The organism is Phaeobacter sp. NW0010-22 (assembly GCF_040365955.1).
Lineage (GTDB): Bacteria > Pseudomonadota > Alphaproteobacteria > Rhodobacterales > Rhodobacteraceae > OMPR01.
On record NZ_BAABWT010000005.1, the window covers coordinates 354,776 to 369,936 of the forward strand.

Here is a 15,161-nt window from a genome sequence, read left to right on the forward strand (position 1 = left end):
GCTCTAATGGATACCAACGGACTAAGAGTAGCGTCCTCTTCTAGCCATCGAATGCAGTTATGCGCAAACAACGTGCTTTGCAAAGTCAGGTCCCAGATCAATATTGCCAGCCAAATTTGTTCAATCTTGCCACAACGTTTGTTATTGCTGACGTTCGTCACATTTGTACCGTTGTGGGTCATGTGAGGGGGAGTAACGTTGTACGGATCAAGCAATCGGAAGGTCCCAGATGCTGGCCGTCGCCGTAAAACACATCTTGTCGCCCTGAGCCGGTCACGCGTTCGACGCTGGTCATCGTCAAGCCTGCAGCCAGATTGGTGTTGTTGAATGGGTGGGCCAGATCCACCAGAACCCCGGTCGCCTGTGCGCCGGTAGGCGGTGCCCCATCTGTCGAAAACGGGTCTGAAATCACATTCCGAGCGCTGTTGGTCCATTCGACAAAGCCGACCATGTCCTGTCCGGTGCCGCCGTCCAGCGTATCGTTGCCAGTGGTGGCCACAAACCAATCGTAATCGCCTGCGCCACGCAGGTGATTGGCGCCATCGTCACCCCGGATGTAGTCGGCGAAGATTGTACCTGTGATGCGCTCGACGTTGTTCAGCGTGACCTGCTCTGAATTATCGTGATTGTGTGCAGTACCCGCACCCAAATCGATGGTTAGGCGGAACTGCACATTGGTGCGACCGGGCGCGTCGGGTAAATCGACGAAAGACACCATGTCATTGCCAGTAGCATCTAAATCGACAAAGTTCTGTGGAGTATCGGTGAAGCCCGTGTCGCTTGCAATTTCTGGCCCGAAAGGCGCAAGCGGATCGCGTTCAACCAAGTTGTCAAAATCTGCACCAACTCGAACCCAAACCCCAACACCGTTGGGTTCACTGTGACCCGCCGACGTAGTGACACCTGCGTAGGCATAGCGGTCATTTGTCAAAACTGTCATGTCCGAATAGAAATTCTGCTCGAACCGTGTCGTCTGAGATGAGCGTGTTCCTGCGTTCAGTACGGTATTCCCAGCACTGCCTTGCAAAAAGTCGTGTCATTGCTAGTTACAATGCCCCCATCGGCCAAAAATCTCAGATGATCGTTACTGAGGGCTACGAGCTCAAGGCGAGCGACATCCGACCTGCTGTTCCATGCAACATATTCCGGTCCGACACAGGTTCCATCGGCATCAAAATTATGCCCATACAAGTCATCGTCAAACGCCCCAGTGGCCCGACTGTCTTGCTAGAAGGCCACAAAACCACCATCCGCCAATGCAGCAAGATGAGGTATCCGCTGCTCCTGCAAAGACGATGTCGCAAGAGTGATTTCGATGCGGATGTTTGGTCGGTTCCAAACGTCTGATCCGTCCAGGCTATCACGAACCCACCGCCGGAAAGTCCGTAACTTCTGCATCGCTCTGAAGGAACGGTTCGGCCGTATTGACCTGAAACGCACCCCCAGAGAATGTCCCGTCCGCGTTCAGCAAACGGGCCGCTATTTCAGAGAAAGACGTATCTGTTGCGAACGGCACTGGCTGCGAAACCGTTTGCGACCAAGTGGCAACATATGTTCCGTTGGTTAGGGTTGCTGCTTCAGCTCAGTCACCTCCTGCACCAAATGTTGCGATACCAAACTCGGGAGCCGACGCGATCAATCCGGCCATAAAAACCTGTTCCAAATATTTGTCTATTCTAATTGCCCATGATTTTGGTTCCTTCTTCAAATTTAAAAGATTTTTGTGAATCAACCTGGCAACACCAAAGGTAACATCTGATTGGGGGTGAAGGCTGCTCTCGTCTCAAACCAGGCCTGATGGTGTCGACTGCTCGAGCAGCTAGAGCGGCAGCGCTTCGCATATAGGTAACTTTACAAGGTAATGCGAATGACCAAAACTCACTAGAGATTAGTAGATTTTTTGTCTCACTTTGGTCGTAGCTGAAACAACAAATTTTCACTTTGCGTTCGCGTTTCAGGGTTTATGACATTTTAAAAACATCAACGACTCCACCGCCGTATTGAAATTCGCCCTAATAATGTTGCTGCAGTTCTTGTCATAGTGAATTCAATACAAGGGCATTTCCCATTCCCACTTCCGGTCAGAGACTTTGACCTTACACAAGTGCAATCGAATGAAGTCAAAGGTTACCACCAGGGAATTGATGGTATCACATTTACCCCTTATCCATCAAATCTTCTATTTAGGTGAATACACAACAATACCAACCACTCCCTATGGACAGTGACTTTGGCATCACTCACGGCAGAGAGCTATTAGTGCGGTTTTTATATGGCTGAATTGGAGAAAATATCAAAACTCCAAACACCTAAAATTTGTGTCATAAAAATTAATGATCTTGATTGGCCCGTTTGGCTGGCCCACTTTGATAAAGAACCTAAGCCGGCGTGTTTTTACCTGATATCAATCATTCCCAAGAAAAATTTACGGTATTCTCGCAACAAGGTATGACACGGCGAGGCAATCTAGAGCTTGTCTAGGAACGTTGAACTGTGCAGCGTTATCGGACCTTGAAGTTGGTCAAAAAGCAAGCTTGCGGTGATTCAGCACCTGATTTTGTTTTTGCTTAGCTACGTCCATCTCATTGAGGCAGGCACATATTTGAGAGATATGTGGGCGTTGAGATGTCCGTTTTATCAGCAACACAATGGTCGAAATAAGGGGCGTGTAGATTTATCCCACATACCGGATACTATTTGGATGAAACACACCACCTATCTCTAGGGCATGCGCAACCGTCTCAGTTAAAAACTTAACGAGGCAAGCATATCTATGCGCGCCGCATCGCTGAACGCCAATGTCGGAGCATGCTAGACTCAGGCCATATTAAAGCGCACTCAAGAGCCAACTATCACAAAACTCTCTCAGGTATGCGTGGCAAACAACATTAGTTTACCATTTGTCATGTTTTGTTTTGAGATTTCTCCAGAAACTCGTCGCTTACTTGAGTTAATGGAGAGTGACCCTACTGCTCGAGATGACATCTTAGAGCTTCTAGAATGGAAGCAAGCTTTAAAGCTTTTTCTGTAAGATCGTGACCTCGATGTAAGATGTTTCCCGTATTTTCCCTGTAAGTTGGCTAAAGAGAAGTGTCTCCCCCCTTATAAGCACCTCAATTTACACAACCATGAGTAAAGATACTTGACAATACGCACCAAGAACGGCACCAAATATTCCTAAATTTAGGAATGGTGATTTTATGCGTGGTTTCCGCAAACGACTTGGCACTGCCATACAATCTTCTGAGCAATACAAAGATAAAATCTGGGCCCTTTCAGTGGATGCTGGCCTAGGGAAAAAGACCCTCTACAACACCCTGAACGATGAAGGCTTGGACAACTCTCAAACCGGCCCTGGGCTTTTTGGAATGGCACGTGTTGCAAGACTTCTGGGCGTTAGCTTGGACTACCTTGCTGGAAATGCGCCGCCGACAAATATTGAGCGTGACCGGGAATCTTCTCAGGCTCTTGTCCAACACATAACAAACGCGCTTCATTCGCAAGCCTCCCTTCCAAATGTGAGAGTGTCAGCTGATGGCCTCTTGCGCCTATACGCAAAATCGGGTGGCAAACTCGAAGGGTTTCATCAGGTTATGGATCAATGCGATCAATACACCGCACCCGAAATCCGTGAGGATCATCTAACAGTCATAGCAGTGGGTTCACGAAGTTTATCAGCAATTACAATGGGCAGTAACGACAGGCATTTGCTCCAGCAAGCCCTCATCACGGTTCCTGATGAACCCCTGAAGAAACGATGGCTCCAAGATTATCGCGAAGCTAACGAGCGGGGGTATTTGGTGACCATCGAGGAACTCAATGTCCAAATGCCCAACCACCCGGTATTAGTAAAGATGGAATTCCTTCGTGTACTAGTTGCAGTAGATGATCAGGGCGGAAAGAGAACCATTTTGAACTTCTCTTTACTTATGGCCTAATGGCAAGTCTTTCGAAATCGTACGGACTACAGCCTCCACAGATTCATCTAAACTTTGCCTTGGTAACGTAGCCAGCCATTCAGATCGGTCCCGTGGCGCTGGAGGCTCATCAACCCATTCAAAGGGAGACGGGTAAACTTGAGTAAAGCCATAGTTAGCAGAAGCACCTCTCAACACATCACGTTCGCGAACAAAACAATATGTCCAATCTGGATCCCATTTTAGGGAAACCGAAAGATGGCCCAGTGCAACAAACGACCTAAGCGCTTTACGCGACCCACGCACCCTAGGGTTTACAAAGAGATCGCCAAAGTAAACTACCCTTCCTGAAAAACCTCGTTCAATATCTCGACGCACACCACGAATGACTGGCCCAGCTCTTACGCCACCATATGCGCGACCGAAGCTTCGCCCCCAGTAAGATGAAATCCCCTCATCCCCGAGGTCCTCCAAACGAGCGCACCCCATGAATGCAGGTTCATCACCTTGCCAACCAACCAACCAAAGCGCTGTTTTCTGAGTGAAGTCATTGTGTTCTGGGGAAGAAAACGGCGTCAGGTACGGCTTACCTATGTTTTGAGTTAAGTCTAAAACTTTCGCAGGGTCTTCCACCTCTGCTACATCAAAACCGCAACTTCGAAGATGCTGGTGCAAAAGCCCTAAGTTCACGGCACGAGATACAGTTTTCATTGTTTCCTCACATGTATTTTTTCACCTCCTTTCCGCGCGATAAATCTCCGTTTTTCAAGACACTAACGGGAGGGTTTCTGAAAACTGCCCCTCTAAGCATTCGCTTTGTGAGCCACATGATATCGAGTAGCCGACAATTCGGATGCAAAACTTTCCACGGTCCTCGCCGATGACGCCCAATCAAAACAGCCACCGTGTGAAACCGACAGGAAATCGCTCAACTTGTCTTAGATCTGATATCGCCGCGGGGGAACAAATCAACTCTCACTCGCTCGGTCGTATACCACGCGGGCATTCACGCCACCAACCCCTACCGACGGGGACCTTCAGAAAAGCCTCTAGAAACTCATCGCGATGGTACATCACGCCGGCGACCATTCTTTTTGTGAATGAGACGCACCCCTATACGATACAAATCGACCCTATCCCATTCGAACCTTGCTAGGCAACGGCTCGCACCACACATGCAAACGCAAGCCGAAACGCTTGAAACGCTTCTACTCTCTTCTTGGATCAGGACCTCTTAGTTCAGTTGAGGTTGTCGTGTGCGCCTGCTTCCAGCTTCCAAACTAAAGCGTATACACGAGTATTCTTTTCAGGCTACGCCGAGATCAAATGGCGGCTGTCCAGACCGAATAAACAGGTCGACAGCCTGCAGCATGGATACCAGAAGGGTTTCGAAATTTCCTCCAGATAGATTGGGCACGAAGGCCTCCGGAATGTGTTGATTTGCAATCGGCCAAATGTCAGAAGTTTCTGCTGAAAAACCGAAGAAAAGCATGAGTTCCAAACCCGACCGGACCCTACATGAGCATTCTTGGGCCAAGTAGAAAGTAACCGCACCCGTAAAATGCATATCCAAAGGGACCGGTTCATTCAGCGTTCAATATGCGTTCCTGACTCTGCCCGTCTGAATTCAGGCCTTTGCTTTGCCAGGTATCTGTGCAGGTGGGCGATTGCGTCGCGCAAATTTGCAAAGGTGCGCCTTCAGCCTCACTTTCACCCCGATCCGAGGACGAAGGTTGGCCTAAAGCTAAACCTTCGAGGACAACACTAAAGCCGTTTACCGCCAGTCTGTTTTTCCTCGCAAACCAACTCGGCACAGTATTCCATGTTAAATTCGCGCAGAATTGCGGATAGGCCTGCCTAGGCTTTGGATTAGGTTTGGCGTGAGCAAGGTGGAGAAGGCGAGTTAAAGAGCCGTTTTGCCCAATCAGTTCGTTCTTATCGGGGCTAGTATTGCTGCCCGTGTCACTGCATCCACCGGCGGGTCGCGCGGGGTTGGCTGGAACGGGTTTTTTGTAACTGGGCTGACGTTGAATGTTAACGTCCACTCTTCGGCAAAGGGATCGGGTCTGACAATGTTCTTTTCGACAGAAAAATTGAACTTGACGATTTGCTCGCCAATGGCTGTCGTTTTGGCCAACGCCAATTGAACTGGGACTGTCCACTCCTGCCCAGATGGTGCCTTCCAGTCATAGGACACGGTCGGACCTGTTCCGATCTGCCAACCGTTACCAAGGCCATAGAACAAGAAATATTGCAGCGATGTGATCGAGGTGTCAGCGCCACTCCCGCCGACTTTTTCGTTGTGAAACGGGAAAATACCCGTCACGCCCCAGTCCAGCGTCTTCACTGCGAGAAAACTTGGACCCAAAAGCCAATTGTCTGATGAAGCATCCGAACCAACCGGGACGCTCCCCACGATACCTGCACCGACAGTCCATGTACCGGCCTGCCAGGAATAGAGAAGGTCATAGGGTATATCGTTCCATGAATTCAGCCCGTTAAACGAACCTATCGTAGGATCCTGACGCGGAGTACCCCAGCCATAGCTGAAGGCTGGGCGAAAGATCAGGTTGTTGCCGTTGTTCAGAACGAATGGCAGCACTGGCTGAAAGGTCAGCGTGGTGCTGTCTTGCTCACTAGCACCGGGCAAGTCGCCATCATAGCTTCGAAATTCAAGCTTGAAATTCATCGTGGCATTGGCGGCGCCCGGATTGGCCAGTTCGCGCGCTAGGTCGTCGATATTGGGCCCGACCTGTGCATTTGATTTGGATGCAGCCACTAGCGCCAACACAAGGGTGGCGGTCGAAAAAGCAGTCTGGAAGGTGGGGTATCTCATACACTTGGCCTCATTTTCTGCCATTTTGGCAAGGGAGGTTACAGGGCGGCCGAGGTAACGAAACCGCCCTGCTTCGGTATTATAAGTTACCGAAATAGGCGTCCCGTTTAGGGCCGGCTGGCGTAAATGCAGGAGCATTATCATCCGGCAGCCAGTTCTTATGAACAAGGCCGTCTTTCATCACGAAATCGACGTTGTCGCGCTTCAGTGCGTGGATGTCCTCGAGAGGATTACCGTCGATCAAGATGATGTCTGCGTAACCGCCTTCGGCGATCGTGCCAAGCGTGCCGTCCTTGTAGGGGTTCATGCCCCCGGACCAAGTCAGAACTTCGGCAGCGTCGCTCGTTGCCGTCTTCAGTGACAGATGGGGATTTTTGGCAATTTCATCGTTAAACCAGATGATGTTTTCTGCCTGACGTACGACATCGGGGCCGAACATGTCACCGCCAGTTACAATGATTAACTCATGCTTCACGGCCCATTCCAACATCTGTCGGGCACCGGTATTTACCTGAGTGGCCTTAGCTTTCTGATCGGCACTGAAAAAGGTGATGCTTTCAGGGTTACCAAAGGCCTCAAGCGACATCACGGCCTGAACCGAGAGCGCAACGCCCTCTTCCTTCATCCGAATAATTGTATCCTCGGAAACGAGGAAATTGTGTTCGATAGTTCGAACGCCGGCATCTATTGCGCGGTTGACGGCTCGGTCGTGGTAGGCGTGCACAGTAACATAGCTGCCATAGTCTTTTGCAACTTCGACAATTGCCTCCATCTCTTCAACGGACATCTGCGTCATGTGAAGTGGGTCAAATTCACTTGCAACACCCCCGCCGGCCATGACTTTGATCTGTGTGGCACCGCCTCGAAAATTATGCCGGGCAGCGCGTCGGGCCTCGGTCACCCCATCGACGATATAGCCCCAGCCGTTCCTTTCGAGTTCGTCCATGTCGCCCGGCCGGTCATTGAAGAATCCAATGTCACCGTGTCCGCCCGTTTGGCTTAAAACACCCCCGCTAGGGTAGATGCGCGGCCCCGGAATAATACCATTGTTCACGCCCTTGGCGACACCCAGCACATTGCACCCCGTATCGCGCGCAGTGGTGAACCCCTGATCGAGATATTCGAGTAAGACGTGGGCTGTGTAAGCGCCCGCCAACATCTGATCGTAATCAGTGCGGGCCCAAGGAATGCCGTCCCGCAGGCACAGATGCGAATGCATGTCGATCAGGCCAGGCATCAAGGTGCGCCCCTCACCGTCAACTTTAAAGGCATCCGGTGCTTCAATCGTCTCGGCAGAAACCGACTTGATCAAATTGCCCTCGACCAGAACCGAACCGTTCTCCATTAATTCGCCATCCACGCCGTTGAATATGTTGACGTTGGTGAACAGAACCTGTCGCGGCGCTTCATCCGAAGCCGCTGCAGCAAAAGCATTGCAGGCCAAAAGCCCTGCAATGAGTGAGGCTTGCAGTACATTGGCTCTTTTCATAAACCTTCTCCCTATTAAAACGGCCGTGTGGCAGCGGATCACGTAATATGATGGCACATAAGGCCATAGTTCACAGGTCATTTCAGGACAGGGTTGTACGAATTTTTGTCAAAAATGACCGGTCTTGATTGACCCAACCGCTCCATTTTGCCTGAATGTAGGCATGAACACCTGAATAGGTCGCTTGTCATGCCCGATTCCCTTCCGCTGGTTCAGCTTCAGCTTCTGATCCCGTTTCTCAACGGGCTTCGGTCTTGCGGGGTGGATCCGGAACCGGTTCTTGAAAGTGTCGGGTTGACACAAACCGCTGTCGATCAAGAAGGCGCCTCGGTGCATGTCATGGTCATACACCAATTTGTCGAGAATTGCGCAAAAGCGGCAGGCGACAAGACCTTCGGCGCCAAGATCGGATCCCAGCTTGACCCTTCAGGCTGGCCTATGATCCGCATGGCCATTGAACAGGCCACAACACTTGGGGATTTCCTGAACATATACGTCGCACAGGTAAACAAGTTCGCCTCATCCGTCACGCCCTATGTCGAGGTGAGAGGGAGTACGACCAGTTTTGGCGAAATCCGAAAGTTCAAACCGCTGATCGAACCGGCGCAAAATGACGGGTTCATGATTGGCCTTATGCTGTCCATGCTGGAGCGGGCAATGGGTGATCAGATGGATCCCCAGCGGATCATATTGGTGGTGAGTGATCCGTCCGTATTGCACAGCCGCTTTGCCCCTTTTCAGACTTTGCGGGGTAAAAACATGGGCAGCCGGATCCAGTTCCCGTCTGAATGGTTGTCCGTTCCAGTTTCTGGCGACCGAGCCCCGACCGAAGTGTCCGGGCAACCGACAGAGACCCGTCAGGATCCTTTCTTAACAGGATTTCAAAACCTGCTGATGCAGCATATCGGACATGGCGGGTTAACCGTGGGTCAGGCCGCAAATCTAGCGCACTTGAACACACGTAAACTGTCCCGGCAACTTTCAAAATTTGGAACCAACATGTCCAGGGAACTGACCCGGGCAAAAATAAATTATGCCAAAGAGACCTTACAGTATAGTGAGCGGTCGATAGAGGAAATCACCGGTGCGCTTGGGTATTCAGACCCATCTAACTTCGCCCGCGCCTTTTCCAAAGAGGTAGGGATTTCACCCTCGCAGTTTAGAAAAAATGAAAAGAGCACGGATCTACCTGTTCCTTCGAGCCGTGCGACCTCGAGGTAAAGTCAAGGCTCCAGCAGCGACAAAATCCAAGCTGCGGGACGGGCACAAACGTCCTCTGTAGGTATTCTCAGTGGCGACGTTTATTGTGCTTTTTCCTAGCGATACTGCAAGCCACAGAACACCTAAACTATCCCCTACTCTCTTTTCGAGGAGCCGTCCAAAAGTGAAAGAAACATGGAGTAACTCCGAACGGCAGAAGACTCTCACATACCTGATCAGACCTAAGAAATGCTGCACTTCGTCTCTAACGGCCGCCTCCGGGACGACGTATGCTCGCATAGTCGTTATGAACCATAGGAACTCTGCGAACCTGAGAAATAGCTTATTTTCCTTCTCTGTGCGGCATTTGACAGTTGGGCTCACGGCAGACTTGCGTCGATGCAGCAGGCAATTTTCTCCCTGCCTGCCTGTTTGCTGATCTCTGACCTATCGACTGGTTGCTGGTTCCAACCCGAAACAGACTGGTTCGGTTGACAAACTGGGCGAGAAGCGGCCCTTCGCTGCCCTCTCAGCCAAGGACCGCTTCGGAGGGACTTCTTGTCTGGACGCTTTCTTGTTGCAAACATGTCCGGCCTTAAGTTCAGTTTGTTGTCCACCCTGCAGACCTGAGAGAGTTTGCAACCATGTCGGCATGCTTTGCATCTTGATAAAAGCGGGAAAGAACATGCTTTGGGTTAAAGTCAGGGTAGGTTTCTTGAATTTCCCGAACCGTTCTCGCTGCTTCTGTCCTATTTCCCAACTCCACATGGGCAGCGGCGATAAAGACCAGTGTTGGCGCACTTACTGGCGCGCCTTCTTCAATGGCATGGGCAAAAGACGCAAGCGTGTCCGCGTAGTTGCCCAAGTGGAAAGAAGACACCGCAAAGACATTGCGTCGGGCCAGCCTTAGACCGTTGGTGTCAAGGTCTCGACCTGGAGCGGAAGCTTCAGCAGCTTCTTCGAAGTGTCCTGTCGTGAGCATGATGAAACCATACGTGTCCAGCACACTTCCATCATTGGGGGCCATTTCAAGCGCCAAGTCAGCAAGTCTGACCGCCTCAGGAAAGTTCCTTTGAGCAAACCTTACCCAAGCGCGGCCTGCATGGGACCACGCCTCCTGTGGGGCGAGTGAAACAGCCTCATCTGCCATTAACTGAGCGGTCTTAAGTAAGATCTGGCCTTCGCCATCAGTGGGAGACAAGAGCGCTAGCGTGCCAAAGCTATGCGCAGCACTGGCGTAACTGCCAAAGTAGGTCGGATCTAACTGTATCGCTTCTTCAAATGTTGCTATCGCAAGTTTTTGTCGGTTAGGATCCAAAATTGGGAAGAGAAGGTTCCGACCTTGCAAATCTAAGTTGGCAGCTTGGAGCGTTGCCATGGACTTTTCTCGAAGAGCAAGCCGTTCCAGTTCAGGCAATTGCGGCTGAGATAATGAAGCGTCTGACCCCATAAAACTCGTCACGACGAAAATGGCACCTGATGCCAGCACTGCTCCCACTATTCCCGCCAAACCTACAAAGCGCCAGTTGGTCTTCGTTTCTGATTCTGGCGGAGCGGAGACCTCCTTTGACACGATGGTTTCAAAGCGTGGTGCATACCCGCCTTGATCTATATGGATGCGCACGACGTGGTCTACGGTGGCATCCCGGTAGTAGTCATCAAGTTTTCGGCGCAACCGCCGCGCTTCAACCCGTACAACATTGTCGCTGTCGGGCTCACCCGGATCTCTTCCGAACACGTCGGCGGCAATCGTTTTCCCCCTGATTGCGGCACCGCGACCAGCAAGAGCCTCCGAAACGATATAGCCCAGGAACTCTTTTGAGCGGTCGGACTTGGCAAAAGTCTGGCTCCCGATCACCTGCAACAGTGTCTTTTGAACATCCTCTGAAGATGGTGCTGGGTGCTTTGTCATATTCAATAACTTCAATAACTTGAGGCAAGGTGACAGACCAGTGTCACACGAGTCTCACCGTATGTCACTACCGCTGCGGATGGCAACAAGGCAGCATTGAGCCGTTATCTATTGGATGGTGGAGCCTAATGCAGTGTCCCAAAAGTGTTGAATAAGGCATTCTCTGACCGGTTGCCTACGTTAAACGCGCCTTTGGTGAGAGATCAAATATTTCAGGAAATGGTTGCCGACTATCGGCAGCTTCTAACTGTTTTGGATGAGCAGTTTACCTGTATGGGCGGGCCGGACGAGATTGCCGTCAAAGACATTTCAGCCGCTCTTGCCGAGTTGGAAGAAGACCTGCGCGCGGCGCTGGACGTCGCCGATCACTCACGAAAGAAAAGCAGCCCATCCACTGACGTCACCCCACAACAATGAGGACATGAAAATGACCCTACTCTCTCGAGAAAATCGACGACAAATCGGCCTTTGGGCTGCTAGCTTGGTGAGCGTCGGCCTGTTTGGAGCTTCAGCTTTAGCGGAAAACAATATTGTGCACGATGCCGAGTATTACATACTCGAGGCGCAACACGGCGATGTCTGGGCCAAGGAGGATCAGACAATTGAGGCGCGTCTTGCAGAGTTTCGGGAGCGCAACAACGGAAAGCCGCCAAACATTCTGTATGTCCTCGTGGATGACCTCTCCTTCGGCGAAATGGGCATCCCCGAGATGAATTACGTGCGTGGTTCACAAACGCCGCGCATCAACGACTTTGCCGACGAAGGTCTGTCTTTGATGAGAATGTATACGGAACCCTCCTGCACACCGTCTCGGGCCGCTATGATGACAGGACGCCATCCGGTACGGAACGGTCTAGGTGAAGTGAAGGCCACTGTCGCGGGGGAATCTTTGGCTGGCAAAGAGGTCACAATTGCCGAAGTGCTATCAGAGGCAGGATACAACACGGTCCACATTGGCAAGTGGCACCTTGGGGACATCGAGGAAGGCTATCCTCACAATCAGGGGTTTGATTATGCCTCATTCCCCATCCATCAGCAGGTGTTGCTGGGGTTCATGACGCCTGAATCTGACTACTCGCAAGCCATGCAGGGCTGGTTGCCCGGCTCAAGCAATGACCCCTATGCGCTTGACGCCACCTTCAAACCCGATGGGTTGGTTTACTCGTTGGAAGCGCGCCGCGGTGAACTGGCGCGTGAAGTTGACTTTGAGGCGGGCGAGCGCTGGACGCAGGCGCACTATGACGCGATGCATGAGAAGTATCAGCGTGAAACCCTTGCCCATTTACAAGATCTGGCCGCCAAGGACGAGCCGTTCTTTCTGCAATACTGGCCGCTTATTCCGCTCGAGTTCGATCGCACCCGGTTTGAGACGTTCGAGACCGCCAACGGCGGCACAGGTGTGGAAAGCCTCCGCCAGTTGGACACATGGTTTGGCGACATTGTTGATGAAGTGGACCGCCTTGGCATAGCTGACAATACCCTGATCGTGCTCATGGCGGACAATGGTCGCTTCCGCCAATTTGACACAATTCTTGGCTTCAGCGGCACCATGTATCGCGGTGGTAAAGTCGACACCACCGAAGGCGCCCTTCGCGTGAATGCCTTTGCGCGGTGGCCGGGCATGATCGCAGAAGACACTCTGGCCGGAGACATGATCCATATCGCGGATCTTTTCACGACGTTTGCCCGCATCGGCGGCGGACTAAACCATGTGCCGACAGACCGCGTCATTGACGGGCTTGACCAATCCGCACTGTTGCTTGAGGGAGATGGACATGGCCGCCGGGATTACGTTTTTGTCTACAGCACTGACACGTTGAGCGCGGTTGTGAAGCAGAAGTTCAAACTGGAACTGCCGCCCCCCGGTGCGCCAGGCGTCGCCGCAGCGGTTTACGATGTGTATCGCGACCCCAGAGAGGAAAACCCTTTGACGCCAATCGCGTTGTGGGCGTCTGCAAGTTATCAGGACATTATTGAACGCCACATGAAGACTGTTCAAAAATACCCCCACGCGGAAGTCGGGCGTGATCGCCCCTACAGCGGCATCGAAAATCTACGGCCTGAGAGTGAGGAAATGGTAGACAAGTTCATGAGTTGGCTGGCGGAAACTGTCAGATGACTGCATTCAGCCCAGCTCGACCAATGCTGCGCCAGTCATTAACGGCCGCTTTGTTATCAATTGACCGAAGCCGCATACGCTCCTAATTGCTACGTCCGAACGTACTGGGCGACTGCGTTCTGGTCGATGGCATAATCCCATGCGGTTTCATTTGCTTTCATTGCGTCATTGACGACTTGCTTCAGTGGCAGCCGTTCCCAGACCTCGCTTTCTATTTTTTCTAAGTCAAAATGTCCCCCCGTGATCACCTTGTTCAGCGTCGCCTCTATCTCATGGCAATCAGCGTCTCCGACGCGGTTGTTCCATTCATTCGGGTCATCGCTGAGATTAAAAAGCTGCGGGTCAGAGCCATGACAGTAGTGGTATTTCCAATCCCCCAATCGGACCATGAAAGAAGGGCGCATGATGCCTTCGCCGTGGTATTCAGAAATGACCGGGATCGCCTCCAGTGCGGCGCCATGGATTGCTGGCAATAGTGATCGGCCTTCCAAAGGTTGAACAGGCTTCTGCCCGGCGATGTCGATCAGGGTCACAGGCACGTCCAGCAACGAAACTGGCGTGTCGATTTGCAGCGGAGCGACGTCTGGAATATCGACGAACAGCGGAATGCGGGTCGACCATTCATACAGACTCCGCTTCTGGATCATGCCCTTTTCACCAAGCATCTCACCATGGTCTGATGTCACGATAACAATCGTATCTTTGCGCAACCCGTTGTCTTCTAAAACCTCAAGCAGATCACCTATCTTGTCATCCACATAATGCGCCAAGGCAGCGAACCCCCGCCGCATGGCGATCAGGTTCTTGGGGTCACGTATCTCGTCGCCCCGCAAATGCAGCCCGTGCCAACGTCGTATGGCATGATCGTAATCGGAGTATTTCTCATCCATATCGTCAGGGTATTCGGGCAACGGGATGTCTGCGTCCTTATACATCTCCCAGTATTTCTTTGGCACTTTGTATGGCGGGTGTGGATTGGTGAAAGATACAGTTAGCATCCATGGTTTGTCGGGCGTATTGCGCAGATATTCCATGGCTTTGAAATGGGTCTCCTCGTCGTACTGAAGCTCTTTCGACCAACCCGGGCCAATGTTTTCCGCTAGGTATTGAGGTGCAAAGTCAAAGGCTTTGAAGCTGGGGTCATTTTCTGGCGGCATAGGGTAAGACCAGATGAAGCCTGATGGATAAACATCCGTGTTCAGTCGGCGCTGAAACCCGTGCAACTGATCCGCACCGATGAAATGCATCTTGCCCGAAAGCACCGTCTCATATCCGGCATTCGTCAGGTAGTGTGCAAAGGTTGGGATGAAGCTGTGATAGGGGTCACCATTGTCGTAGCAACCGGTGGTTGAGGTAAAGAGCCCCGTCATGAAACACGACCGCGCAGGCACACAGATCGGGCTTGGAGTGTAGGTATTGGTGAAATTTGCCGAACGCGCCGCCAATTTTGTCATATTCGCTGTCTTGGCACCTATGCCACCACAAGCATCTAGCATGAAAGGGGTCATTTGATCTGCCATGATCAACAGGATGTTCGGTTGCTTCGGTGTCATGGGGCACTTACTTCTTTCGGTAACAAACGCTTGCGACATCACGAGACCATTGAATCAACATGTGCCAAACTTGTCCAGCGGCAGTCAAAACCCATTTGCCAGCAGGCAAAATGGCACAATCAATAAAGCATCCAT

General features: G+C 51.6%; 10 protein-coding genes. 4 read left to right on the forward strand and 6 right to left on the reverse strand.

All coding sequences use genetic code 11. The annotated features are described in order from the left end of the window. Positions 1-178: 178 nt before the first annotated feature. A complete protein-coding gene (locus ABWV33_RS13445) occupies positions 179-940 on the reverse strand; it encodes a hypothetical protein (RefSeq protein ID WP_353331398.1) in 762 nt (253 codons plus the stop codon). Between the two features lie 2,260 nt (positions 941-3,200). Here ABWV33_RS13445 and ABWV33_RS13450 point away from each other — a divergent pair. Further along, positions 3,201-3,938, forward strand: coding sequence for a hypothetical protein (locus ABWV33_RS13450; protein WP_353331400.1), 738 nt, complete (start codon positions 3,201-3,203; stop codon positions 3,936-3,938). Here the strand turns inward: ABWV33_RS13450 and ABWV33_RS13455 are convergent. From ABWV33_RS13455 to ABWV33_RS13465, 3 genes are all read right to left on the reverse strand, one after another. Next, positions 3,924-4,628: a hypothetical protein gene (locus ABWV33_RS13455; protein ID WP_353331402.1), complete on the reverse strand. Its 705-nt coding sequence runs from the start codon at positions 4,626-4,628 to the stop codon at positions 3,924-3,926. The two genes, ABWV33_RS13450 and ABWV33_RS13455, sit on opposite strands and share 15 nt — an antisense overlap. A 1,213-nt stretch (positions 4,629-5,841) precedes the next feature. After that, complete coding sequence (locus tag ABWV33_RS13460) at positions 5,842-6,753, reverse strand: hypothetical protein (protein ID WP_353331404.1); 912 nt, start codon at positions 6,751-6,753, stop codon at positions 5,842-5,844. A 79-nt stretch (positions 6,754-6,832) separates the two neighbouring features. After that, positions 6,833-8,242: a metal-dependent hydrolase family protein gene (locus tag ABWV33_RS13465; RefSeq protein ID WP_353331406.1), complete on the reverse strand. Its 1,410-nt coding sequence runs from the start codon at positions 8,240-8,242 to the stop codon at positions 6,833-6,835. A gap of 189 nt (positions 8,243-8,431) precedes the next feature. Here ABWV33_RS13465 and ABWV33_RS13470 point away from each other — a divergent pair, with 189 nt between their 5' ends. After that, the gene (locus ABWV33_RS13470) at positions 8,432-9,463 is read left to right on the forward strand and encodes a helix-turn-helix domain-containing protein (RefSeq protein ID WP_353331407.1); all 1,032 of its coding nucleotides are present in this window, start codon (positions 8,432-8,434) and stop codon (positions 9,461-9,463) included. Positions 9,464-10,043: 580 nt separating this feature from the next. On the opposite strand, the gene ABWV33_RS13475 is transcribed toward ABWV33_RS13470, so the two are convergent. Continuing rightward, positions 10,044-11,354, reverse strand: a complete 1,311-nt coding sequence (locus tag ABWV33_RS13475; protein WP_353331409.1) for a tetratricopeptide repeat protein — start codon at positions 11,352-11,354, stop codon at positions 10,044-10,046. 195 nt (positions 11,355-11,549) lie between these two features. Between ABWV33_RS13475 and ABWV33_RS13480 the strand changes: the two genes are divergently transcribed. Both ABWV33_RS13480 and ABWV33_RS13485 read left to right on the forward strand, forming a co-directional pair. Next, complete coding sequence (locus tag ABWV33_RS13480; RefSeq protein ID WP_147232818.1) at positions 11,550-11,771, forward strand: hypothetical protein; 222 nt, start codon at positions 11,550-11,552, stop codon at positions 11,769-11,771. A gap of 10 nt (positions 11,772-11,781) precedes the next feature. Then, positions 11,782-13,473 carry a sulfatase-like hydrolase/transferase gene (locus ABWV33_RS13485; protein ID WP_353331411.1) on the forward strand — a complete coding sequence of 564 codons (1,692 nt, stop codon included), beginning with the start codon at positions 11,782-11,784 and terminating at the stop codon, positions 13,471-13,473. A gap of 89 nt (positions 13,474-13,562) precedes the next feature. Here ABWV33_RS13485 and ABWV33_RS13490 read toward each other — a convergent pair whose 3' ends face one another. Continuing rightward, positions 13,563-15,026 (reverse strand): sulfatase-like hydrolase/transferase, encoded by a 1,464-nt coding sequence (locus ABWV33_RS13490; RefSeq protein WP_353331413.1) that lies wholly within the window; start codon positions 15,024-15,026, stop codon positions 13,563-13,565. Between the last annotated feature and the right edge of the window lie 135 nt (positions 15,027-15,161).